General features: G+C 60.9%; 24 protein-coding genes. 15 read left to right on the top strand and 9 right to left on the bottom strand.

What is annotated here, in order from left to right:
* The first annotated feature begins 14 nt into the window (after nt 1-14).
* The 3 genes from ACSBQQ_RS13815 (at nt 15) to proY (ending at nt 4,258) form a co-directional block, all read left to right on the top strand.
* Nucleotides 15-977, top strand: coding sequence for a PstS family phosphate ABC transporter substrate-binding protein (locus ACSBQQ_RS13815; protein ID WP_060429166.1), 963 nt, complete (start codon nt 15-17; stop codon nt 975-977).
* Nucleotides 978-1,461: 484 nt separating this feature from the next.
* On the top strand, nt 1,462-2,778 hold the full coding sequence (gene brnQ, locus ACSBQQ_RS13810; protein WP_060429164.1) for a branched-chain amino acid transport system II carrier protein: 1,317 nt from the start codon (nt 1,462-1,464) through the stop codon (nt 2,776-2,778).
* Between the two features lie 73 nt (nt 2,779-2,851).
* Complete coding sequence (gene proY / locus ACSBQQ_RS13805) at nt 2,852-4,258, top strand: proline-specific permease ProY (protein ID WP_060429162.1); 1,407 nt, start codon at nt 2,852-2,854, stop codon at nt 4,256-4,258.
* A 45-nt stretch (nt 4,259-4,303) separates the two neighbouring features.
* Here the strand turns inward: proY and ACSBQQ_RS13800 are convergent, their stop codons facing one another.
* The 4 genes from ACSBQQ_RS13800 to ACSBQQ_RS13785 all read right to left on the bottom strand — a co-directional run bounded on the left by ACSBQQ_RS13800 (nt 4,304) and on the right by ACSBQQ_RS13785 (nt 6,613).
* On the bottom strand, nt 4,304-4,591 hold the full coding sequence (locus ACSBQQ_RS13800; protein WP_025160069.1) for a HigA family addiction module antitoxin: 288 nt from the start codon (nt 4,589-4,591) through the stop codon (nt 4,304-4,306).
* Entirely contained in the window at nt 4,591-4,869 is a 279-nt protein-coding gene (locus ACSBQQ_RS13795) for a type II toxin-antitoxin system RelE/ParE family toxin (RefSeq protein ID WP_060429160.1), read from the bottom strand. Before ACSBQQ_RS13795 ends, ACSBQQ_RS13800 begins: the two co-directional genes overlap by 1 nt.
* Nucleotides 4,870-4,954: 85 nt before the next feature.
* On the bottom strand, nt 4,955-5,224 hold the full coding sequence (locus ACSBQQ_RS13790) for a hypothetical protein (protein WP_060429158.1): 270 nt from the start codon (nt 5,222-5,224) through the stop codon (nt 4,955-4,957).
* Between the two features lie 132 nt (nt 5,225-5,356).
* A complete protein-coding gene (locus ACSBQQ_RS13785; RefSeq protein ID WP_039566999.1) occupies nt 5,357-6,613 on the bottom strand; it encodes a mechanosensitive ion channel family protein in 1,257 nt (418 codons plus the stop codon).
* 247 nt (nt 6,614-6,860) lie between these two features.
* On the opposite strand from ACSBQQ_RS13785, the gene malZ reads away from it, so the two are divergent.
* On the top strand, nt 6,861-8,684 hold the full coding sequence (gene malZ, locus ACSBQQ_RS13780; RefSeq protein ID WP_041033620.1) for a maltodextrin glucosidase: 1,824 nt from the start codon (nt 6,861-6,863) through the stop codon (nt 8,682-8,684).
* Nucleotides 8,685-8,737: 53 nt separating this feature from the next.
* On the opposite strand, the gene ggt is transcribed toward malZ, so the two are convergent.
* From ggt to ACSBQQ_RS13765, 3 genes are all read right to left on the bottom strand, one after another.
* On the bottom strand, nt 8,738-10,501 hold the full coding sequence (gene ggt, locus ACSBQQ_RS13775) for a gamma-glutamyltransferase (protein ID WP_060429155.1): 1,764 nt from the start codon (nt 10,499-10,501) through the stop codon (nt 8,738-8,740).
* A gap of 234 nt (nt 10,502-10,735) precedes the next feature.
* Complete coding sequence (locus ACSBQQ_RS13770) at nt 10,736-11,338, bottom strand: peroxiredoxin C (RefSeq protein ID WP_019454212.1); 603 nt, start codon at nt 11,336-11,338, stop codon at nt 10,736-10,738.
* Between the two features lie 229 nt (nt 11,339-11,567).
* A complete protein-coding gene (locus ACSBQQ_RS13765) occupies nt 11,568-12,149 on the bottom strand; it encodes an ACP phosphodiesterase (RefSeq protein ID WP_060387346.1) in 582 nt (193 codons plus the stop codon).
* A 120-nt stretch (nt 12,150-12,269) separates the two neighbouring features.
* Between ACSBQQ_RS13765 and queA the strand changes: the two genes are divergently transcribed.
* The 5 genes from queA (at nt 12,270) to secF (ending at nt 17,754) form a co-directional block, all read left to right on the top strand.
* Nucleotides 12,270-13,340, top strand: a complete 1,071-nt coding sequence (gene queA / locus ACSBQQ_RS13760; protein ID WP_004940394.1) for a tRNA preQ1(34) S-adenosylmethionine ribosyltransferase-isomerase QueA — start codon at nt 12,270-12,272, stop codon at nt 13,338-13,340.
* A gap of 72 nt (nt 13,341-13,412) precedes the next feature.
* Nucleotides 13,413-14,537, top strand: a complete 1,125-nt coding sequence (gene tgt, locus ACSBQQ_RS13755) for a tRNA guanosine(34) transglycosylase Tgt (protein WP_033647322.1) — start codon at nt 13,413-13,415, stop codon at nt 14,535-14,537.
* 33 nt (nt 14,538-14,570) lie between these two features.
* Nucleotides 14,571-14,903, top strand: a complete 333-nt coding sequence (yajC, locus tag ACSBQQ_RS13750; protein ID WP_004940391.1) for a preprotein translocase subunit YajC — start codon at nt 14,571-14,573, stop codon at nt 14,901-14,903.
* A 24-nt stretch (nt 14,904-14,927) separates the two neighbouring features.
* Nucleotides 14,928-16,775, top strand: a complete 1,848-nt coding sequence (gene secD, locus ACSBQQ_RS13745) for a protein translocase subunit SecD (protein ID WP_071883770.1) — start codon at nt 14,928-14,930, stop codon at nt 16,773-16,775.
* Between the two features lie 10 nt (nt 16,776-16,785).
* On the top strand, nt 16,786-17,754 hold the full coding sequence (secF, locus tag ACSBQQ_RS13740; protein ID WP_033647318.1) for a protein translocase subunit SecF: 969 nt from the start codon (nt 16,786-16,788) through the stop codon (nt 17,752-17,754).
* A gap of 64 nt (nt 17,755-17,818) precedes the next feature.
* On the opposite strand, the gene ACSBQQ_RS13735 is transcribed toward secF, so the two are convergent.
* Nucleotides 17,819-18,379: a DUF3251 domain-containing protein gene (locus tag ACSBQQ_RS13735; RefSeq protein WP_033653274.1), complete on the bottom strand. Its 561-nt coding sequence runs from the start codon at nt 18,377-18,379 to the stop codon at nt 17,819-17,821.
* A 175-nt stretch (nt 18,380-18,554) separates the two neighbouring features.
* Here ACSBQQ_RS13735 and nrdR point away from each other — a divergent pair, with 175 nt between their 5' ends.
* The 6 genes from nrdR (at nt 18,555) to pgpA (ending at nt 22,670) form a co-directional block, all read left to right on the top strand.
* Nucleotides 18,555-19,004: a transcriptional regulator NrdR gene (gene nrdR / locus ACSBQQ_RS13730; RefSeq protein ID WP_004940387.1), complete on the top strand. Its 450-nt coding sequence runs from the start codon at nt 18,555-18,557 to the stop codon at nt 19,002-19,004.
* A gap of 10 nt (nt 19,005-19,014) precedes the next feature.
* Nucleotides 19,015-20,124, top strand: coding sequence for a bifunctional diaminohydroxyphosphoribosylaminopyrimidine deaminase/5-amino-6-(5-phosphoribosylamino)uracil reductase RibD (ribD, locus tag ACSBQQ_RS13725; protein WP_043146712.1), 1,110 nt, complete (start codon nt 19,015-19,017; stop codon nt 20,122-20,124).
* Between the two features lie 107 nt (nt 20,125-20,231).
* Nucleotides 20,232-20,702: a 6,7-dimethyl-8-ribityllumazine synthase gene (ribH, locus tag ACSBQQ_RS13720; RefSeq protein ID WP_060387347.1), complete on the top strand. Its 471-nt coding sequence runs from the start codon at nt 20,232-20,234 to the stop codon at nt 20,700-20,702.
* A 20-nt stretch (nt 20,703-20,722) separates the two neighbouring features.
* On the top strand, nt 20,723-21,139 hold the full coding sequence (gene nusB / locus ACSBQQ_RS13715; protein WP_004940384.1) for a transcription antitermination factor NusB: 417 nt from the start codon (nt 20,723-20,725) through the stop codon (nt 21,137-21,139).
* 51 nt (nt 21,140-21,190) lie between these two features.
* Nucleotides 21,191-22,183: a thiamine-phosphate kinase gene (gene thiL / locus ACSBQQ_RS13710; protein ID WP_033647316.1), complete on the top strand. Its 993-nt coding sequence runs from the start codon at nt 21,191-21,193 to the stop codon at nt 22,181-22,183.
* Nucleotides 22,176-22,670, top strand: coding sequence for a phosphatidylglycerophosphatase A (gene pgpA, locus ACSBQQ_RS13705; protein WP_033634010.1), 495 nt, complete (start codon nt 22,176-22,178; stop codon nt 22,668-22,670). The genes thiL and pgpA overlap by 8 nt, the downstream gene beginning before the upstream one ends.
* 32 nt (nt 22,671-22,702) lie before the next feature.
* Here the strand turns inward: pgpA and ACSBQQ_RS13700 are convergent, their stop codons facing one another.
* Complete coding sequence (locus ACSBQQ_RS13700) at nt 22,703-23,677, bottom strand: aldo/keto reductase (RefSeq protein WP_033647315.1); 975 nt, start codon at nt 23,675-23,677, stop codon at nt 22,703-22,705.
* Nucleotides 23,678-23,720: the final 43 nt, after the last annotated feature.

Raw genomic sequence — 23,720 nt, 5'->3', positions numbered from 1 at the left:
CGCGAGACACCGGTATGACCCGAATAACCCGAGGGCTGTTGCTTTGCCTGGCGCTGCTGGCCGGACGCGGCGCGCTGGCGCAGCCCGACGGCATGCTGGCGGGCAACCTGTCCAGCGTCGGTTCCGATACTTTGGCGAATCTGATGGCGCTGTGGGCGCAGGATTTCAGCCGGCATTATCCCAACGTTAACCTGCAGATCCAGGCCGCCGGCTCGTCGACCGCGCCGACCGCGTTGGCGGCGGGCGCTGCGCAGCTGGGCCCGATGAGCCGGCCGATGAAGGCGGCCGAGGTTTCGGCGTTCGAACACCGTTACGGCTATGCGCCGGTGGCGGTGCCGGTGGCGGTGGATGCGCTGGTGGTGTTGGTGCATCAGGACAACCCGCTGCGCGGCCTCAATCTGCAGCAGCTCGATCGCATTTTCTCCGCCACCCGGCGCTGCGGTGAAAGCAAGCCGCTGACGCGTTGGGGCGAGCTGGGGCTGAGCGGCGACTGGGCGACGCGCTCGCTGCAGCGCTTCGGCCGCAACTCGGCGTCCGGCACCTACGGCTATTTCAAACTGCGCGCGCTGTGCGGCGGCGATTTTATGCCGCGCGTCAATGAGCTGCCCGGTTCGGCCTCGGTGGTGCAGGCGGTGGCCGGTTCGCTCAACGGCATCGGCTACGCCAGCATCGGTTTTCGCGCCAGCGGCGTGCGGCTGCTGCCGTTGGCGGAATCGGGAGAGGACTATGTCGCGCCTACCGCCGCCAACGTGCGCAACGATCGCTACCCGCTGTCGCGCTATCTCTATATCTACATCAACAAAGCCCCCAATCAACCGCTGGAGCCGCTGACCGCCGCGTTCCTCGATCGCGTGCTGTCGAACGCAGGGCAGAGCCTGGTCAATCACGACGGCTATCTGCCGCTGCCGCCGGGCGCCCTGCAGAGGACCCGCCAGGCGCTCGGGCTGCAGCCGCTCGCGGCGGCCACGGTGCAATAAGCGACAAAAAGCGGCGTAATTTTCGCCTTTTTTAACGGCCAAACGGAGCTTATACCACGCGAAAACCGGGCATTTATTGGCGTTTTCGCGCGGTAAAGTGGTATATGTTTCACGTTTCGTGAATCCATTGTTCAAAAATGATACAAATCATGTAGTGTATATTTATTGATAGCCAATATGATCGACTGGTGGCTAAAGTTTATATGGTTGATAGCTCTGCTTTTCGCCGTGCGTCTTGCCTTGAAGCGCTATAAACGTTTACCTTAGCCCTCGTTGTCGGATTAAACCTCCATTTTTATAACTCCTAAAATTTTGCCCATCTTCATGAGCGGCCACTTTCGAATAGGGACATAAACGCCGGATCGACTGCGTTTAGGATGCTTATTTGGCGCTGCGACGATCGGGCATGCCGGCAACCGGTGGGGCGTCACGCCACCACGCTATCGGACACTATTTTTCATTTGAACAGGCAACACGACATCGTATGAGTCATCGTTTAACGTCAAAAGATATCCTGGCACTGGGCTTCATGACCTTTGCCTTATTCGTTGGGGCCGGGAACATCATCTTCCCGCCGATGGTCGGCTTGCAGTCCGGTGAACACGTCTGGATCGCGGCGCTGGGCTTCCTGATCACCGCCGTCGGTCTGCCGGTCATCACCGTCATCGCGCTGGCGCGCGTCGGCGGCGGCATCGACGCCCTCAGTTCGCCGATCGGCCGCGGCGCCGGCCTGCTGCTGGCGACCGTCTGCTACCTGGCCGTCGGCCCGCTGTTCGCCACGCCGCGCACCGCCACCGTGTCCTTTGAAGTGGGCATCGCCCCGCTGACCGGCGACGGCGCCATGCCGCTGTTCATCTACAGCCTGGTGTACTTCGCGCTGGTGATCGGCATCTCCCTGTATCCGGGCCGCCTGCTCGACACCGTCGGCCATGTGCTGGCACCGCTGAAGATTGTGGCGCTGGCCGTATTGGGCATCGCCGCGCTGCTGTGGCCTGCCGGCGCGCCGATCCCGGCGACGGCGGCTTACCAGAGCGTGCCTTTCTCTTCCGGTTTCGTTAACGGCTACCTGACCATGGATACGCTGGGCGCGCTGGTATTCGGCATCGTTATCGTCAACGCGGCGCGCTCGCGCGGCGTGAAAGACGCCGGTCTGTTGACCCGCTACACCATTCTGGCCGGTTTGATCGCCGGCGTGGGCCTGACGCTGGTTTACCTGAGCCTGTTCAAGCTGGGCTCCGGCAGCGGCGCGCTGGTGCCGGACGCCACCAACGGCGCGGTGATCCTGCACGCTTACGTTCAGAACACCTTCGGCGGCCTGGGCAGCTTCTTCCTGGCGGCGCTGATCTTCATCGCCTGTATGGTGACCGCGGTCGGCCTGACCTGCGCCTGCGCCGAGTTCTTCGCGCAATACCTGCCGTTCTCGTACAAGACGCTGGTGTTTATTCTGGGCCTGTTCTCGATGGTGGTGTCCAACCTCGGCCTGAGCCACCTGATCCAGATCTCCATTCCGGTGCTGACCGCGATTTACCCGCCGTGCATCGTGCTGGTGGTGCTGAGCTTCACCCTGCGTTGGTGGCACAGCGCGCCGCGCATCATCGCGCCGGTGATGCTTGTCAGCCTGTTGTTTGGTATCCTTGACGCGGTGAAAGCCTCCAGTTTCCAGCAGCTGCTGCCGGCCTGGACCACTCACCTGCCGCTGGCGGAGCAGGGGTTGGCATGGTTGCCGCCTTCGCTGCTGATGCTGGTGCTGGTCGCGATTTATGATCGGGTGTGCACGCGTTCTCAAGTGACCGCGCACTGATAATCCCCCGGCTTAATCCAGGGCCACGGACATGTCCGTGGCTTTTTTACGTTTAAAACTATGGGTCATTTTCATGCAACAACAGTCACCCACCACTGCCCCCGACAATAAGCTGAAACGCGGCCTCAGTACGCGTCATATCCGCTTTATGGCGCTGGGATCGGCCATCGGCACCGGGTTGTTCTACGGCTCGGCGGACGCCATCAAAATGGCCGGCCCGAGCGTGCTGCTGGCTTACCTGATCGGCGGCATCGTGGCCTTTATCATCATGCGCGCCCTGGGGGAGATGTCGGTCAACAACCCGCAGGCCAGCTCGTTTTCCCGCTACGCGCAGGACTACCTCGGCCCGATGGCGGGTTACATCACCGGCTGGACTTACTGCTTTGAAATCCTGATCGTCGCCATCGCCGACGTGACCGCCTTCGGCATCTATATGGGGGTCTGGTTCCCGGAAGTACCGCACTGGATTTGGGTGCTGAGCGTGGTGCTGATCATCGGCGCCATCAACCTGATGAGCGTCAAGGTATTCGGCGAGCTGGAGTTTTGGTTCTCGTTCTTCAAGGTCGCTACCATCATCATCATGATCGCGGCCGGCATCGGCATCATCATCTGGGGCATCGGCAACGGCGGGCAACCGACCGGCATTCATAACCTGTGGTCGAACGGCGGCTTCTTCAGCAACGGCTTTATCGGCATGATCCTGTCGCTGCAGCTGGTGATGTTCGCTTACGGCGGCATTGAAATCATCGGCATCACCGCCGGCGAAGCCAAAGATCCGAAAAAATCGATTCCGAAGGCCATCAACTCGGTGCCGTGGCGCATTCTGGTGTTCTACGTCGGCACGCTGTTCGTCATCATGTCTATCTACCCGTGGAACCAGGTGGGCACCAACGGCAGCCCGTTCGTGCTGACCTTCCAGCATATGGGCATCACCGTGGCGGCAGGTATCCTCAACTTCGTGGTGATTACCGCTTCGCTGTCGGCGATCAACAGCGACGTGTTCGGCGTCGGCCGCATGCTGCACGGCATGGCCGAGCAGGGCCATGCGCCGAAGATGTTCAGCAAGGTGTCGAAACGCGGCATTCCCTGGGTGACGGTGGTGGTGATGATGCTGGCGCTGCTGCTGGCGGTATACCTCAACTACATCATGCCGGAGAGCGTGTTCCTGGTGATCGCGTCCCTGGCGACCTTCGCCACCGTGTGGGTGTGGATCATGATCCTGTTCTCCCAAATCGCCTTCCGCCGCAGCCTGAGCAAAGAACAGGTGAAGCAGCTGGCGTTCCCGCTGCGCGGTGGGGTGTTCACCTCGGTGGTGGCGATCGTGTTCCTGGTGTTCATCATCGGCCTGATCGGCTACTTCCCGACCACGCGCGTCTCGCTGTACGCCGGCCTGGTCTGGGTGGTATTGCTGCTGGCGGGATACTGGTTCAAGATCAACCATCAGAAAAAACGCGCGCCGCTGGCGACGCTGCAAGACTAAATGGAAAAACACCGGCCAAGGCCGGTGTTTTTTTAGGAGCAGGCGTCAAGCGAAGTCCAGCTTGCGCAGTTTGGAAACGTCGATGGACTGCCTGGCCTGCCACAGATCGTAAGCATCCTGCATGCCCATCCAAACCTGTTCGGAACTGCCTATCACGATGGACAGGCGGATGGCCATTTCCGGCGAGATATCGGACTTTCCGCTGATCAGGCGTTGAACCGTGGAGGGCGCGACGTCCAGCGCTTTAGCCAGCGCACGCGCGCTGAGATTCAGCGTTTCCATGGTTTCTTTGATCAACTCGCCAGGATGAGGGGGATTATGCATGCGGTTCATTAGTGATAGTCCTCATAATTCACGATATAAACATCACCCTCGACCAGTTCAAACGTGATACGCCAGTTGCCGGTTACGGTGACGGACCATTGCCCGCTGCGAGCGCCCGTTAGCGGGTGCAAGAAGAAGCCGGGCAGATCTACGTCATCAATCACTTTCGCCAGATCCAGCACGCTCAGCCGCAGCGCGATTTTCTTCGCCTGATTGGCGTCGATACCCGCCGTTGAACCGGTTTCGAAAAACTTTTTGAGTCCCTTATGCTTGAAGCTTCTTATCATCCTGACGGCTCCATGAGTGTTGCGCTATACGCATCATAGCCAGGTGTTGCGTATGGCGCAACAAGATGGGGCGTTTTTCAACCTATTATGCCGGGCGTTTGTCTTCCGCTTCATCCTCCCCGGCGGCGCGCGCTTCGATACGCATGTCGCCGCCGTTAAGGCGTTCCTCCTCTTCCTCGCCGGCGCAGCGCGCCAGCACCTCGCGAATGTCTTGCATATTGCTGCTCAGGGCGCTCAGCGAAGGTTGCAGGTTGCGGGGCATGCGGCTTTCGTCCAGCGAAGCGCTGTGCAGGCAGCCGATAAACAGCAGGGTGGCCATCAGGGTAAACAGCCGGTGACGTAAGCGTTTCAGCAAGGGCTTTCCCTCTCGGTGGTGAAGATGATGGCGCATTAACGCCGTTTTCACCGGGGAAAAGAAGGGGATGGAGATATCTGCTGGCAATTGAAAGAACATCATTACCAGCAGACACAGTTACGTCAGCCGACGTCAGGAAGCGTTGGCGTTTTGTAGCAGCATGCCGCGCAGGTCATTGCCGGTTGGCGTTTGATGCACGCGCAGGCCGAACTCGTCGATCACCGCCAGGATATGGTCGAAAATATCCGCCTGAATGCTTTCATACTCCGCCCAGACCGTGGTGTTGGTGAAGGCGTAGATTTCCAGCGGCAGGCCTTCCGGCGTCGGCGCCAGCTGGCGCACCATCAGCGTCATGTTCTGGTGAATGCGCGGGTGAGCGCGCAGGTAGGCTTCCAGATAGGCGCGCAGCGTGCCGAGGTTGGTCAGGCGGCGGCCGTTGAGCGGCGAGGCCAGATCGATGGCAATCTCCTGATTGTGCCGGCTCAGCTCCTGGGTTTTATCGTTCAGGTAGCTGTGCAGCAGCGGGTTGCGCTGCAGGCGACGCTGTTCCTCTTGCGACAGGAAGTGCACGCTGCCGGTGTCGATATTCAGGCTGCGCTTGATGCGGCGCCCGCCGGATTCCGACATCGAACGCCAGTTTTTGAACGAGTCGGAGATCAGCGCGTAGGTGGGAATGGTGGTGACGGTATTGTCCCAGTTACGCACTTTGACCGTGGTCAGGCCGATGTCGGTGACCGCGCCGTCGGCGCCGTATTTCGGCATTTCCAGCCAGTCGCCGATCTTCAGCATATCGTTGGCGGAGAGCTGGATGCCGGCCACCAGGCCGAGGATCGGATCCTTGAACACCAACATCAGGACCGCGGTCATGGCGCCCAGGCCGCTGAGCAGCAGCAGCGGCGATTTGCCCATCAGCAGCGAGACGATCATGATGCCGATCAGGATCGCCGCCACCAGTTTCAGGCCCTGGAAAATGCCGCGCAGCGGCAGCTGATTGGAGATCGGGCTTTGGCGCAGCAGCGCCAGCAGCGTATCCAGCAGCGAGAACAGCGACAGCAGGGTGAAGGCGAGGATCCACACCTGCGCGGCGGTGACGATCACCGCCTGGGTCTGGCTGCCGCTCTGCAGCCACAGCGTCGCCTGGATGCTGATGATCACCCCTTGCAGCAGCAGCGCCACGCGCTGGAACAGTTTGTATTGGGTGATGGCCTGTTGCCAGACGCGCTGCGATTGCTGGCCGCGGCGCTGAAGGGCGGCCAGCACCACCCGGTGCAGCACCAGGTGGATCGCGACCGAGATCAGGACAATCAACCCCAATACCATCAACAGCGACATCACTCCGCCGAATTCCAAACCAAATTGTTCCAGCCAGCGCGTTATCTGTTGTTGCATTACCGCTCCTTAAAAAATGCGCAAAAAATATCCTGTAAACTTAAAACGCGTTAGCCTAAGGGGTAACGTGCAGGATTTGTACCTGTTTACCTTTTTTTACATCGGGTTAGCGTTATTTTTCGGTCTCCGCCCCCCGGCTCATCCCCGGGTTTTGCGGCCAGAGAGGAGGGGGAGTTGCACTTAACGTGGCATTGTTCGTTTCTTGAAGAACGCCGTCGATTTCGTTTGGTACAGCAGGAGAAACAGTATGCTTAACGCCTGGCATCAACCGGTCCCGCCTTTTGTGGTAAAGCAAGGGCAACGTTTGGATATCACGCTGTGGTTACAGGGGGATGAACTGCCGGAACGGGTGTTTTTGCGCGCCGAACCGGACAACGAAGAGTGGCTGCTGGTGATGAAAGCGCAGCGCCACGAGGGGATGCGGCGCTACCAGGCCAGCCTGACGCTGAATGAGGGCGAGCCGACGCGGCGTTACTGCTTCAAGCTGCTGTGGGCCGATCGCCAGCAGTGGTTCGGGCCGCAGGGCTGGTCGCCAACGCCGCCGGGGCAGCTGGCGCAGTTCGCCGTCGACGAACCTGACAACGGCCCCGAGTGGGTGGCGGATCAGCTGTTCTACCAGATTTTCCCCGATCGCTTCGCCAGCAGCGGCGGCGAGCACGGCATCCAGAGCGGCAGCTACCGCCATCACGCGGCCGGCGCCGAGGTGATTCGGCGCGACTGGCAGCACCCGCTGGAGGATCGCCACGCCGCCTCGACCTTTTACGGCGGCGATCTGGACGGCATCGGCGCCAAACTGCCGTATTTGCAGCAGCTGGGCGTGACGGCGCTGTACCTGAACCCGATTTTTACCGCACCGAGCGTGCATAAGTACGATACCGAGGACTATTACCAGGTCGATCCGCACTTCGGCGGCAACGCGGCGCTGCAGCGTTTGCGAGTGAGCACTCACAAGGTGGGCATGAAACTGGTGCTGGACGGGGTATTTAACCACACCGGCGACTCGCATCCGTGGTTCGACCGCCATCGTCAGGGCGAAAACGGCGCCTGTCACCACCCCGATTCGCCGTATCGCGGCTGGTTCAACTTTTACCCGGACGGCCGCGCGCTCGACTGGAAGGGCAACGCCAGCCTGCCGAAGCTCAACTTCGCCGAGCCGCAGGTGGCGGAAGCGATCTATCGCGGGGAAGGCAGCGTGGTGCGCCACTGGCTGCGCCCGCCGTACAGCATCGACGGTTGGCGGTTGGACGTGGTGCACATGCTGGGGGAGAACGGCGGCGCCACCGGCAACCTGTACCACCTGGCTGGCATCTATCAGGCGGTGAAGCAGGAGAATCCGCAGGCCTACGTATTGGGCGAGCACTTCGGCGACGCGCGCCGCTGGCTGCACGCCGGCGTGGAGGATGCGGCGATGAACTACATGGGCTTCGCGCTGCCGGTGCGGGCGTTCTTGGCGGGGCTGGACGTAGCCTATCACCCGGTGCGGCTGGACGCCGCCGGGTGCGCGCAGTGGATGGACGGCTACCGCGCCGGGTTGCCGCACGGCCGACAGCTGATCCAGTTCAACCAACTGGACAGCCACGATACCGCGCGTTTTCTCACGCTGTTGCAGGGGAACCCGGCGCGCATGCAGATGGCGGCGGTGTGGTTGCTGAGCTGGATAGGCGTGCCTTGCCTCTATTACGGCGATGAGATTGGTCTGGACGGCGGCAACGATCCGTTCTGCCGCAAGCCGTTCCCGTGGGACGTCGGCGACTGGGACCGGCCGCTGCTGGCGCTGTTCCAGCGCATGGCGGCGCTGCGTAAACAGAGCGTGGCATTGCGCCGCGGCGGTTGTCAGGTGCTGTACGCCAGCGGGGAAACGCTGGTGTTCGTGCGCCTGTATCAGCAGGAGCAGGTGTTGGTGGCGCTGCAGCGCGACGGCAGCGGCCAGGCGCAGCTGCCGTACAACCCGCTGTTGGCGCGCGGCCCGTGGCGGCGTGTGGAAGGGCGGGGAGAGTTGAGCGAAACGGCAGGCGGGCTGCGCCTGCAGCTGGCGGAAGAGACGGCCACAGTGTGGCGCTGTGAAGGCTAAAGACACTGCGGGGGCCGAAGTGCCCCCGCGATAAAGGTGAGTAGGCGTTTACATCAGTAACCGACCGCAGAACCTGCCGGGCGACGCACGTCGTTGGCGCCGTACAGATAGCCTTCGCGCACCTTTCCGGAAACCGCCGAGTCGTTGCCGGAGTTGGCCGGGCTGACGCCCGCCGCGCCCGGCAAGCCGACCAGAATCAGTTCGGCGGCGCCCCACGGCGTTTGCTCGACCATCTTATAGCCCATGCCGCTCAGCAGCTTCAGCGTATCGGCGGAAACGCCGCGCTGTTCGTAGTACACCTCATCCGGCAACCATTGGTGATGGATGCGCGGCGCGTCCACAGCTTCCTGCGGCGCCATGCCGTGGTCTATCACGTTCAATGCGGTCTGCAGGGTGATGGTGATGATGCGCGAGCCGCCCGGCGAGCCCAGCACCATAAAGATCTTGTTGTCCTTGGTCACCAACGTCGGGCTCATCGACGATAGTGGGCGCTTACCGGGGGCAATGCTGTTGGCGGTGCCCTGCACCAGCCCGTACAGGTTTTTCTCGCCCACTTTGACCGTAAAGTCGTCCATCTCGTCGTTGAGGAAGAAGCCGGTGCCCGGTGCGATCACCACGGCACCGAAGCGGCCGTTGACGGTATAGGTGGTGGAGACCGCGTTGCCGTCGTGATCGACGATCGAATAGTGGGTGGTTTCCGGTTTCTCATGCGGTTCCATGCCGGGCTGCACGTTTTCCGACGGCGTGGCCTTGTCCGCGACGATTTTCTTGCGGATCTGCTCGGCGTAGCTCTTGCTCACCAGCCGGTCGATTGGGTTTTTGATGAACTCCGGGTCGCCGAGGTAGGTGTTGCGGTCCATGTAAGCATGGCGCATCGCTTCGGTGATGGTGTGAATGGCCGCCGCCGAGTTGAAGCCCATGCTTTTCAGGTCGTAGCCTTCCACCACGTTGAGGATTTCGCACAGCGTCACGCCGCCGGAGCTGGGAGGCGGCGCCGACACGAACTTGTAGCCGCGATAGCTGCAGGTAATCGGCGGCGTTTCGGTGACCTTGTAATTGGCGAAGTCGGCGGCGGTCAAGATACCGCCGCCCTGTTTGGCCGCCGCCTCCACCGCCTGCGGGATCTTGCCTTTATAGAAGGCGTCGGTTCCCCCTTTGGCGATGGCTTCCAGCGTATTGGCCAGATCGGTTTGCACCAGTTTGTCCCCCGGCTGCAGCGGGCTGCCGTCCGGGCGCAGGAAGATTTTGGCCGACTCGGGATCCTGTTTGAAGCGCGCGACGGTGGTGTCGAGGATATCGGTATCGGCGCGGGTCAGCACAAAGCCTTCGCGCGCCAGCCTGATCGCCGGCGCCAGCACCTGTTCACGGCTCAGCTTGCCGTACTTCTCACGCGCGGTTTCCATCCCCAGCACGGTGCCCGGCACGCCCGCCGCCAGATAGCCGTACAGGCTGGCGTCTTTCTTCACCTTGCCGTCGGCATCCAGATACATGTTGGCGCTGGCCGCCGCCGGCGCGGTTTCACGGAAGTTGATGAAGGTGTCGGTGCCGTCCGCCAGGTGAACGGTCATAAAGCCGCCGCCGCCGATGTTGCCGCAGCAGGGGTTAACCACCGCCTGCGCATAGCCCACCGCCACGGCGGCGTCGATGGCGTTGCCGCCCATCTTCAGGATATCTACGCCGACCTGCGAGGCCAGGTGCTGCGAGGTGACCACCATGCCGTTTTTGGCTTCCACCGCGGGGTTGGATGCCGCATACAGGCTGCCGCTGACCAGCAGCGCCGCCATGGTCAGGGGTTTGCTCCATTTCTGTAAAAACATAGTTATTCCTACCCTGTCAGTTTTTTATTGTGTTGTGTTTGCTTGCCGCTGTTCGCTTGCAAAGCGCGAGCCAGCGTTATTGATAGTAGCCGCAGATGGGCGCACGCGCGGCGAGCAGGGTGGGAAATGTGAGCGGAAACAGGGAAATAAAGCACTGAAGGTGGGCGGTCTGCCCCATAAAGGGGCATAAAAAAACCGGCCGCGTGGGCCGGTTGATTCACTATCAGGCTGAAATTACAGCTTGGCAGCGTTTTCAGACAGGTATTTTGCAACGCCGTCTGGGGAAGCGCCCATACCTGCTTTGCCTTTTTCCCACTGAGCCGGGCACACTTCACCGTGCTCTTCGTGGAATTGCAGCGCGTCAACGGTACGGATCATTTCGTCGATGTTACGGCCGATTGGCAGGTCGTTAACAACCTGAGCACGCACGATGCCGTCTTTGTCGATCAGGAAGGAGCCGCGCAGCGCAACGCCGGCTTCCGGGTGTTCGATGCCGTAAGCTTTCTGAATTTCACGCTTGATGTCAGCAACCATTGCGTATTTCACTTCACCGATGCCGCCTTTGTCGACAGGGGTTTTACGCCATGCGTTGTGAACGAACTCTGAGTCGAAGGAAACGCCAACCACTTCAACGCCACGCTTCTGGAACTCTTCATAGCGGTGATCGAAAGCGATCAGCTCGGAAGGGCATACGAAGGTGAAGTCCATTGGCCAGAAGAACAGGACGGCCGGTTTGCCGTTCAGGTGCTTCTTCAGGTTGAAGTTTTCAACGATTTCGCCGCTACCCAGTACGGCAGCTGCAGTGAAGTCAGGGGCTTGACGAGTTACCAGGACCATAATTACTCCTGTAATAGGTGTTAAAGGGTGGATGTAAAAACAAGGGCCAGTATAGGGGCCGCGACTTGGTGAATAAAGGGTAAAAGACCAATCGATGAGATAGCTTTCACCTATCAAAGTCGTTGATATAATTTAGCGAGCTTTAAAAATAACCTTTTCCCACAAAAGGGCAAGCGGCAAAACGTAAATTCTTGCAAGGCGTTGCAATTTCAAGGGCTTGAGCTTGACCTTAGAGCGCTTTGTCCTTCGCCTGCCGCATCATTTGCGGGTAAAACTGCCAGAACTGTGTTTCAAGCTGATGATAATGTTGCTCGACGTCGGCGAACGAACCGGCCAGCGCCTCGAGGCGCGGGCGGCGGCTGGCCATGCCCTGCAGCACCCGGGCGATGAACGGCAATTCGGCGTAGCGCTCCAGCCAGCGTTCCTGCCACAGGTAGCCGTTCAGGTTCTGAAAGCGCGGCGGCGTGAGCGGCAGGTAAGGTTCGATTTGGCTGCGGGCTTCCTGGGTAAACTGGTGCAGGTCGCGCGAAGGCTCGAGCTGCTGCCAGTGGCGCGCCAGAAAATGGTCCCACACCACGTCGAGGGTGATCGGCGCCACGCGGCGGTAGGGGGTGCTGAAATAGTCGCGGCTGGCTTTGACCTGCGGCAGGCTGTCGGTCAGCACGTCGACGCGGCGGTGCATCATGATGCCGGCCACCACCTCGGGCTGGTAGTCGGCGGCGGGGTTGCCGCGCACGAAATCGGCCAGCAGGTTGCCCAGCAGCGAGCTGTCCGCCAGCATGGCCAGGTGAAGATGAGCGAGAAAATTCATCCCTCAACTATACCCGAAGTCAGGCAAATCCTCCTTATTTCTTGCCGCTGACCGCCCCCGGCTTTAGACTAGGCCGCCTGTTTTTTACCAACCAGCCCTAAATTGAAGAAGTGAATACCCATGCGCGTCGCTGATTTTTCGTTTGAACTTCCCGAATCCCTGATTGCCCACTATCCCCAGGCCGAACGCAGCGCATGCCGCCTGCTGCAGCTGGACGGGCCGAGCGGGGCGCTGACGCACGGCGTATTCACCGATCTGCTGGATAAGCTGGAAGCCGGCGACCTGCTGGTGTTCAACAATACCCGCGTGATCCCGGCGCGCATGTTCGGCCGCAAGGTCAGCGGCGGCAAGATTGAGGTGCTGGTGGAGCGCGTGCTGGACGACCATCGCGTGCTGGCGCACGTGCGCGCGTCGAAAGCGCCGAAGCCGGGCGCCGAGCTGCTGTTGGGGGATGACGAGAGCATCGCCGCCACCATGGTGGCGCGCCACGAAACGCTGTTCGAGCTGCGCTTCAACGACGAGCGCGACGTGTTCACTATCCTCAACGCCGCCGGCCACATGCCGCTGCCGCCTTATATCGCCCGCCCGGATGAAGACGCCGACCGCGAGCTGTATCAGACGGTCTACAGCGAGAAGCCCGGCGCGGTTGCCGCGCCGACCGCCGGCCTGCACTTCGACGAGCCGCTGCTGGCGGCGCTGCGCGCCAAGGGCGTGGAAATGGCGTTCGTGACGCTGCACGTCGGCGCCGGCACCTTCCAGCCGGTGCGCGTGGAAACCATCGAAGATCACGTGATGCACGCCGAATACGCCGAAGTGCCGCAGGAGGTGGTCGATGCGGTGCTGGCCTGCAAGGCGCGCGGCAAACGCGTCGTAGCGGTGGGCACCACCTCGGTGCGCTCGCTGGAAAGCGCCGCGGCGGCCAGCAAAGAAGCGCTGATTGCGCCGTTCTTCGGCGATACCAGCATCTTTATCTATCCGGGCTATCACTATCAGGTGATCGACGCGCTGGTGACCAATTTCCACCTGCCGGAATCGACCCTGATCATGCTGGTGTCGGCCTTCGCCGGCTATAAAAATACCATGAACGCCTATCAGCAGGCGGTGGCCGAGCAGTATCGCTTTTTCAGCTACGGCGATGCGATGTTCATCAGCCGTAACCCGCAGGCGGAAAACGAGTCCGTCGGCGGTTAATTTCCCGGGCTGCGCGCACGGCGCGGCCCCGTTTCAACGACATCAGACTGTTTCTCTGATGCTGGAGGTTTTGTGAAGTACGAACTACAAACTACCGATGGCCGCGCGCGTCGCGGCCGCCTGATCTTCGACCGCGGCGTGGTGGAGACCCCGGCCTTTATGCCGGTCGGTACCTACGGCACGGTCAAGGGCATGACGCCGGAAGAAGTGAAAGAAACCGGCGCGCAGATCCTGCTGGGCAACACTTTCCACCTGTGGCTGCGCCCGGGCCAGGAGATCATGAAGCTGCACGGCGACCTGCACGATTTCATGCAGTGGCATGGGCCGATCCTTACCGATTCCGGCGGTTTCCAGGTGTTCAGCCTGGGGGCGATGCGCAAGATCAAAGAGGAAGGCGTGTACTTCCGCAACCCGATCAATGGCGACAAGGTGTTCCTGAGCCCGGAAAAATCGATGGAAATACAGTATGACCTGGGTTCCGACATCGTGATGATCTTCGATGAATGTACGCCGTACCCGGCCGACTGGGACTACGCCAAGCGTTCGATGGAAATGTCGCTGCGCTGGGCGGAGCGCAGCCGCAAGCGATTCGACGAGCTGGAAAATAAAAATGCGCTGTTCGGCATCATTCAGGGGGGCGTTTACGAAGATTTACGTGATGTTTCCGTCAAAGGGCTGGTGGATATCGGCTTTGACGGGTACGCTGTGGGCGGCTTGGCTGTAGGCGAGCCGAAAGAGGATATGCATCGCATTCTTGAACACGTTTGCCCGCAAATTCCGGAAGATAAGCCACGCTATTTGATGGGCGTCGGCAAGCCGGAAGATTTGGTGGAAGGCGTGCGCCGCGGCATCGACATGTTCGATTGCGTCATGCCGACCCGCAACGCCCGCAACGGCCATCTGTTCGTGACTGACGGTGTGGTAAAAATCCGTAATGCCAAGCACAAGGATGATACTTCTCCGCTGGATAAGGACTGTGATTGCTACACCTGTCGCCATTACAGCCGCGCCTACTTGCACCATCTCGACCGTTGCAACGAAATATTGGGTGCTCGACTGAACACGATTCATAACCTGCGTCACTACCAACGCCTGATGGCGGGTTTACGCCAGGCTATCGAAGAGGGTAAATTAGAGCAGTTTGTTGCGGATTTCTATGGTCGGATCGGCAAGCCGATTCCGCCTTTAAACGCTTGATCCAATAATTGATAACTTAATGAGGGAATTTCAATGAGCTTTTTCATTTCTGACGCCGTCGCATCCGCAGGGGCTCCGGCTCAGGGAAGCCCGTACTCTCTGATCATTATGCTGGTGGTGTTCGGCCTGATCTTCTACTTCATGATCCTGCGCCCACAGCAGAAGCGCGCTAAAGATCACAAGAAGCTGATGGACTCCATCGGTAAAGGCGACGAAGTGCTGACCACCGGCGGCCTGATCGGTCGCGTGACCAAAGTGGCCGACACCGGCATCATCGCCATCGCGCTGAACGACACCACGGAAGTGATGATCAAGCGTGACTTCGTGGCGGCCGTTCTGCCGAAAGGTACCATGAAGGCCCTGTAATCTTTTTTCCCGAAGGGAATTGCCGTGCTAAACCGTTATCCTTTGTGGAAGTATCTGATGTTGATCGTCGTGATCCTCGTCGGTCTGCTTTATGCGCTTCCCAACATCTACGGTGAGGATCCGGCCGTACAAATCACTGGCGCGCGCGGCGTCGCCGCCAGTGAAACTACGCTGGACCAGGTCCGTACCGTATTAGAAAAAGACAACATCGCGAGCAAGTCGATTGCGCTGGAAAATGGCGCCATCCTGGCTCGCTTTAAAGATCCTGACGTTCAGCTGCGCGCCCGCGAAGCGCTGGTGACCGAGCTGGGTGACAAATTCGTCGTGGCGCTGAACCTGGCGCCGGCCACGCCGACCTGGCTGGCCATGCTGGGCGCAGAGCCGATGAAACTCGGCCTGGACCTGCGCGGCGGCGTGCACTTCCTGATGGAAGTGGACATGGACACCGCGTTGAGCAAGCTGCAGGAACAGACCATGGATACCCTGCGCAGCGAGCTGCGCGAGAAGGGCATTCCTTACGCGTCTATCCGCAAGCTGGACAACAACGGCGTGGAAGTTCGCTTCCGCGACAATGCGGCCCGTGACCAGGCCATCAGCTACATCGGCCCGCGTCAGCGCGATCTGGTGCTGTCCGCCAACGGCGCCAACACCATGAAAGCCAGCCTGACGGACGCCCGTCTGAGCGAAGCGCGCGAATACGCCGTCCAGCAGAACATCACTATCCTGCGTAACCGCGTCAACCAGCTCGGCGTCGCCGAACCGCTGGTGCAGCGCCAGGGCGCCGACCGCATCGTGGTCGAGCTGCCGGGCATTCAGGACACCGCGCGCGCCAAAGAAATTCTGGGCGCCACCGCGACCCTCGAGTTCCGTCTGGTGAACACCAATGCGGACGCCACTGCGGCGGCCAACGGCCGCGTGCCGGGCGACTCCGAGGTGAAATACACCCGTGACGGCCAGCCGATCGTGCTGTACAAGCGCGTGATCCTGACCGGTGATCACATCACCGACTCCACCTCGAGTACCGACGAATACAACCAGCCGCAGGTTAACATCTCGCTGGACAGCGCCGGCGGCACGTCGATGTCCAACTTCACCAAGGACAACATCGGCAAGCCGATGGCGACCCTGTTCGTGGAGTATAAGGACAGCGGCAAGAAAGACGCCAACGGCCGCGCGGTGCTGGTGAAACAGGAAGAAGTGATCAACGTGGCGAACATTCAGTCGCGTCTGGGCAACAGCTTCCGCATCACCGGTATCGGCAACCCGAACGAAGCGCGTCAGCTTTCGCTGCTGCTGCGTGCGGGCGCGCTGATCGCGCCGATTCAGATCGTCGAAGAGCGCACCATCGGTCCAACCCTGGGTCAGCAGAACATCACCCAGGGTCTGGAAGCCTGTCTGTGGGGCCTGGTGGCGTCCATCGTCTTCATGGTGGTCTGGTACCGTAAGTTCGGCGTGATCGCCACCACGGCGCTGGTCGCCAACCTGGTGCTGATCGTCGGCGTGATGTCCCTGTTGCCGGGGGCGACGCTGACCATGCCGGGCATTGCCGGGATCGTGTTGACGCTGGCGGTGGCGGTCGACGCCAACGTACTGATTAACGAACGTATCAAGGAGGAGCTGAAGAACGGCCGGTCCGTTCAGCAGGCGATCCATGAGGGCTATAAAGGCGCGTTCTCCAGTATCGTCGACGCCAACATCACCACCCTGATCACCGCGGTCATCCTGTACGCAGTGGGCACCGGTTCGATCAAAGGCTTTGCGATCACCACCGCTATCGGTGTGGCGACGTCCATGTTCACCGCGATTGTCGGTACCCGTGCCATCGTCAACCTGCTTTACGGCGGCAAACGCATTAACAAGCTGTCTATCTGAGGAGTGCGTTGTGGCACAGGATTATACTGTTGAGCAACTCAACTACGGCCGTAAAGTCTACGACTTTATGCGCTGGGACTATTTGGCCTTCGGCATCTCGTTGCTGCTGTTGGTCGCGTCGATCGCCACCATGTCGGTGCGCGGCTTTAACTGGGGTCTGGATTTCACCGGCGGTACGGTGATTGAAATCAACCTGGAGAAGCCGGCTAACCTCGACCTGATGCGCGATACGCTGGAGAAGGCCGGGTTCCAGGATCCGATCATCCAGAACTTCGGCAGCAGCCGCGACGTGATGGTGCGCATGCCACCGGCGACCGGCACCGCAGGCCAGGAACTGGGCAACAAGGTGATCGGCGTGATCAACGACTCGGTGGATAAAAACGCCACCGTGAAGCGCATCGAGTTCGTCGGCCCGAGCGTGGGCAGCGAACTGGCGCAAACCGGCGGCATGGCGCTGCTGGTGGCGTTGATCTGTATCCTGATCTACGTTGGTTTCCGCTTCGAATGGCGCCTGGCGCTGGGGGCGGTTATCGCGCTGGCGCACGACGTGATCATCACGCTGGGCGTGCTGTCGCTGTTCCACATCGAGATTGACCTGACCATCGTCGCGTCCCTGATGTCGGTTATCGGCTACTCGCTGAACGACAGCATCGTGGTTTCCGACCGTATTCGTGAGAACTTCCGCAAGATCCGCCGCGGTACGCCTTACGAGATCATGAACGTGTCGTTGACCCAGACGCTGAGCCGTACGCTGATGACTTCCGGGACCACCCTGATGGTGGTGCTGATGCTGTACATCTTCGGTGGCGCGATGCTGCAAGGCTTCTCGCTGGCGATGCTGATCGGCGTGTCGATCGGTACCGTCTCCTCGATCTACGTCGCGTCCGCGCTGGCGTTGAAGCTGGGGATGAAACGCGAACACATGTTGCAGCAAAAAGTGGAAAAAGAGGGCGCAGATCAGCCTTCGATTCTGCCTTAACAACCGCAGTATTCAGCGATATGAGAAGGAGCGCCGATGGCGCTCCTTTTTTTTGCCTCGGGGGTCAGTGCTGCTTCACTACCGCCGGTTGGGCGGTCGAAACCAGACTGTGCAGACGGATATAGCCCAATTGTTCCGGCGTCAGGCCGCTGAAGCGCAGTTCGAAGTCCTGGCCGGGCTTCGGCAGCAGCGAATCGGCGCTGGCGATCGGTTGCGACAGCGCCTCGGCGGTCAACGGCCGGCCGGTGGCGTCGTCCAACTGGCCCCATTCCACCACGGCTTTGAACGGCGGCAGCGTGGCCTGTGAGAGGACGCGCACATGCAGCTGCGCCTGCGTGCCGTTGGCTTCATTCTTGATGTGGCTCAGCGAAACGCTCAGTTCGCCGATACCGCTCTGCAAACGGGCGGCGCTTCGGGCCGCCGGCAGCAGATAGACGCCGTTGTCGGAGTGCTGATTGAGCTGATTCTGCCGCTCCAGCGCGGTGGTTTGATCGGTCAGCACGCTCACTTTCTGGTTCAGCGCGGCGACCTGATGGCGCAGCTGGGGCACGGCGGCGTTATGCGCGCAGCCCGCCAGCAACACGGCGGCGGCGAGCAGGGCGATTTTGGGGTAACAGGTTGTCATGACGGCGATTTCCTATGCTGAATCTCCTGTTATCAGCTTAGTCCGCCCGGAGGGGAAAGTCATATCGGCGCCGCTTCCCGGCCGCGTGTCGCAACAAATGGCCGCCGCCCTTTGTTGTGGCTGCACTTCGGGGTAAACTGCATTTATCTATAAAAAACGTTTATCAGGACGTGTTATGCATTGCCCTTTCTGCGCCGCCGTTGATACCAAAGTCATTGATTCCCGCCTGGTGGGGGACGGTTCGCAAGTGCGCCGTCGCCGCCAGTGTCTGGTGTGCAATGAACGCTTCACCACCTTCGAGGTGGCTGAGCTGGTGATGCCGCGAGTGATTAAAAGCGATGAGGTGCGCGAGCCGTTCAACGAAGACAAACTGCGCCGCGGCATGCTGAAAGCGCTGGAAAAGCGCCCGGTCAGCTCGGACGACGTGGAAAACGCCCTTAATCATATCAAATCCCAACTGCGCGCCACCGGCGAACGCGAAGTGCCGACCAAACTGGTGGGCAATCTGGTGATGGACGCGCTGAAAAAGCTGGATAAGGTCGCCTACATTCGCTTCGCGTCGGTGTACCGCAGCTTCGAAGACGTGCGCGAGTTCGGCGAAGAGATTGCCCGCCTGCAAGACTAAAGGATCTTTCATGCATCACGACGAACTTTATATGGCGCGCGCCTTCGAACTGGCGCGGCTGGGGCGTTTTACCACCGCACCCAATCCGAACGTCGGTTGCGTTATCGTGCGCGACGGCGAAATTGTCGGTGAAGGCTATCATCTGCGCGCCGGCGAGCCGCACGCGGAAGTGCACGCGCTGCGCATGGCGGGCGACAAGGCGCGCGGCGCCACCGCCTATGTCACGCTCGAGCCGTGCAGCCATCACGGCCGCACGCCGCCCTGCGCCGATGCGCTGGTGGCCGCCGGCGTAACCCGGGTGGTCGCGGCGATGCAAGATCCCAATCCGCAGGTGGCGGGGCGCGGGCTGTACAAGCTGCAGCAGGCCGGCGTCGAGGTGCGGCACGGCCTGATGCTGGCCGAGGCCGAAGCGGTCAACCTGGGCTTCCTCAAGCGCATGCGCACCGGTTTCCCTTACGTGCAGCTGAAGCTGGGCGCGTCGCTGGACGGCCGCACGGCGATGGCCTCCGGCGAGAGCCAGTGGATCACCTCACCCGAAGCGCGTCAGGACGTGCAGCGCCTGCGTGCGCAGAGTGCCGCCATTCTCAGCACCAGCGCCACCGTGCTGGCGGACGATCCGTCGCTGACGGTGCGTTGGGATGAATTGGACGCCGAGACGCAGTGCCTCTATCCGCGCGACAATCTGCGCCAGCCGCTGCGCATCCTGCTCGACAGCCAAAATCGCATTACTCCGCAGCACCGCGTGGTGCAGCAGCCGGGCGCCACCTGGCTGGCGCGCCTGCAGGCGGATGAACAGGCCTGGCCGCAAGACGTCGAGCAGTTTATCTGCCCGGCGCACGGCGGCGGCGTCGATCTGGTGGTGATGATGATGCTGTTGGCCAAGCGCCAGGTGAATTCAATCTGGGTGGAGGCGGGCGCATCGCTGGCCGGCGCACTGCTGCAGGCCAGCCTGGTGGATGAGCTCATTTTGTACATCGCGCCGAAACTGTTGGGCGATAATGGCCGTGGCCTGTGCCACCTGCCGGGCCTGGAGCGGTTGGCCGACGCGCCGGAATTCGTCTTTAGCGACGTGCGCCAGGTCGGCCCCGATCTGCGTTTACGCCTGCGGGTGAAACACTGAATCTCGCGCCCGTGCGCCGGTTTTACAAAAGCGCCGCGCAGGCGATGAAAGAATATGATAGAATCCGCCCCCCTGCGGGGTATTGAACCCATTTTTAAGGAAAGCCCATGAAAGTTATCGAAGGTGTTGTTGCTACTCCAAAGGCCCGTGTGGCGATCGCAATTGCACGTTTTAACAATTTCATCAACGACAGCCTGCTGGAAGGCGCGATCGACGCGTTGAAACGCATTGGTCAGGTTGCTGACGACAACATCACCGTTGTCTGGGTCCCGGGCGCTTACGAGCTGCCGCTGACGGCGAACGTATTGGCCAAAACCGGCAAATACGACGCGGTTATCGCGCTGGGCACCGTTATCCGTGGGGGCACCGCGCACTTCGAATATGTGGCGGGCGAAGCCAGCTCCGGCATCGGCAACGTTGCGATGAATGCCGAAATCCCGGTTGCTTTTGGCGTGCTGACCACCGAAAGCATCGAGCAGGCGATCGAACGCGCCGGCACCAAAGCGGGCAACAAGGGCGCTGAAGCCGCGCTGACCGCACTTGAAATGATTAATGTTATCAAAGCTATTAAAGCCTGAATTTAGTTAAGGGGAATTCCGTGAAACCTGCTGCTCGTCGCCGCGCTCGTGAGTGCGCTGTTCAAGCGCTTTACTCTTGGCAGTTGTCTAAAAACGACCTTGCCGATGTTGAACACCAGTTCCTGACGGAGCAGGATGTCAAAGATGTTGACGTCGCCTATTTTCGCGAGTTGCTGTCCGGCGCGGCAGTGAATGCAGGTATGCTGGACGAACTGATGGCGCCTTACCTGTCGCGTCAGCTCGAAGAGCTGGGCCAGGTGGAGCGCGCGGTGCTGCGCGTCGCGCTGTTTGAACTGAAAATGCGCGAGGATGTCCCTTACAAGGTGGCGATCAACGAAGCGATCGAACTGGCGAAAACCTTCGGCGCGGAAGACAGCCACAAGTTTGTGAACGGGGTGCTGGATAAAGTGGCGCCAACCCTTCGCAAGAAAAAGTAAAACATTAAGGCCGGCATTCCCGGCCTTAATTTCTTCTAGTGGAATATCGATATGGCATGCGGCGAATTTGACCTCATTGCCCGCTATTTTGACCGGTTCAAGCGTGTGCGCCGGGATGTACAGTTGGGCATTGGAGATGACTGCGCACTGCTGGCAGTGCCGGAAAAACAGCTGGTGGCCGTCAGTACCGATACGCTGGTGGCGGGCGTGCACTTTCTGCCGGACATCGATCCGGCCGATCTCGGCTATAAGGCGTTGGCGGTCAATCTGAGCGATCTGGCGGCGATGGGCGCCGATCCGGCCTGGCTTTCGCTGGCGCTGACCCTGCCTGAAGTGAACGAATCCTGGCTGAAGGCCTTCAGCGACAGCCTGTTCGATCAGCTCAACTATTACGGCATGCAGCTGATCGGCGGCGATACCACGCGCGGGCCGCTGAGCATGACGCTGACCATCCAGGGGCTGATCCCGGCCGGCCGGGCGCTGACCCGCAGCGGCGCGCGCATCGGCGACTGGATCTATGTGACCGGCACGCTGGGCGACAGCGCCGCCGGGTTGGCGATCCTGCAGGATCGTTTGGCGGTGACGGAAACGACGGCGCGCGATTATTTGGTCGCCCGCCATCTGCGGCCGCAGCCGCGGGTGTTGCAGGGGCAGGCGCTGCGCGATCTGGCCAGCTCGGCGATCGACATCTCCGACGGCCTGATTTCCGATCTGAAGCATATCCTTAAGGCCAGCGACTGTGGCGCACGCATCGTGCTGGACGAGCTGCCGATGTCGCAGGCGCTGAGCAGCCACGCCGATGCCGAACAGGCGCTGCGCTGGGCGCTGGCGGGCGGCGAAGATTACGAGCTGTGCTTCACCGTGCCGGAGATCAACCGCGGCGCGCTGGAAGTGGCGTTGAGCCACCTCGGGGCCGACTACACCTGCATCGGCCAAATTGGCCCGCTGTCTGAAGGCATCCGCTATTATCGCAACGACGAAGCGGTAGAGCTGGACTGGGCTGGGTTCGATCATTTCAACGCGGAGCCGGGCACCCATGGATGAAGCCAAGCGCCGGCTGCGGATGAGCAATCCGTGGCACCTGCTGGCCACCGGGTTTGGCAGCGGTTTGTCGCCGGTGATGCCGGGCACCATGGGATCGCTGGCGGCGATCCCGTTTTGGCTGCTGCTGATCCAGCTGCCGTGGCAGCTCTACTCGCTGACGGTGATGTTCAGCATCTGCATCGGCGTCTATATTTGCCACCGCACGGCAAAAGACATGAAGGTGCACGATCACGGCAGCATCGTCTGGGACGAGTTCGTCGGCATGTGGATCACGCTGATGGCGCTGCCGGTCAATGACTGGCGCTGGGTCGCCGCCGGTTTCGTTATCTTCCGCATTCTCGACATGTGGAAGCCGTGGCCGATCCGCTGGTTCGACCGCAACGTGCATGGCGGCATGGGCATCATGGTCGACGATATCATCGCCGGCGTGCTGTCCGCCGGCATCATCTACCTGATTGGGCACCACTGGCCGATCGGGCTGTTCTGACAGACGGGCGCGCCGTTTTGCGCCCGCTTCTCTTATTCAAATCCCGTCACCCGATGCGGCACGTAAGCCGTCTCCAGTTCTGCGACCTCTTGCGGCGACAAACTCAAATCGACCGCGGCGATGGCGTCATCCAACTGCTCGCTGCGTGAAGCGCCGACGATCGGCGCGCTGACCGCCGGCTTGTTCAGCAGCCAGGCCAGCGCGATCTGCGCGCGTGAAACGCCACGTTCGTCGGCGAGGCTGGCGACGCGCTCGGCGATGATGGCGTCGATGCCTTCAGTTTCCTCGTACAGGCTCTTGCCGAACTGGTCGGAAACCAGCCGCGCGGTGGTTTCGCCCCAGGGGCGGGTCAGGCGGCCGCGCGCCAGCGGGCTCCACGGCAGCACGGCGATGCCTTCGGCGGTACACAGCGGATGCATTTCGCGCTCTTCTTCGCGCTGGATCAGGTTGTATTGATCCTGCATGCTGACGAAGCGCGTCCAGCCGTGCAGATCGGCGGTATACAGCGCCTTGGCGAACTGCCAGGCGTACATCGAGGAGGCGCCGATGTAACGCGCCTTACCGGCTTTCACCACGTCGTGCAGCGCTTCCAGCGTCTCTTCCAGCGGCGTTTCGTAATCCCAGCGGTGGATCTGCAGCAAATCGACATAGTCGGTGCCCAGGCGCCGCAGGCTGTCGTCGATGGACTGCATGATGTTGGCGCGCGATAAACCGCGCTTCAGGTTACTCAGCGGGAAATACACCTTGGTGGCGACCACCACGTCTTCGCGGCGCGCATAGTCGTGCAGCGCCCGGCCGAGGATCTCCTCGCTGCTGCCGTCGGAATAGCTGTTGGCGGTGTCGAAAAAGTTGATACCGGCTTCCAGCGCCTGTTTCAGCAGCGGACGGCTGCTCTCTTCCGGCAGCGTCCAGGCGTGATTGCCGCGGTTCGGTTCGCCGTAGGTCATGCAGCCCAGGCAGATGCGCGAGACGTTCAGATCGGTGTTGCCCAGTTTCAGGTACTTCATGCTTGCCTCCCATTCACAGCTCAGACAATAACTGTAGCGCGGA

This window comes from Serratia sp. G204Y (assembly GCF_051172435.1).
Taxonomy (GTDB): domain Bacteria; phylum Pseudomonadota; class Gammaproteobacteria; order Enterobacterales; family Enterobacteriaceae; genus Serratia; species Serratia sarumanii.
This window is presented reverse-complemented; position numbering and strand designations above follow the sequence as displayed.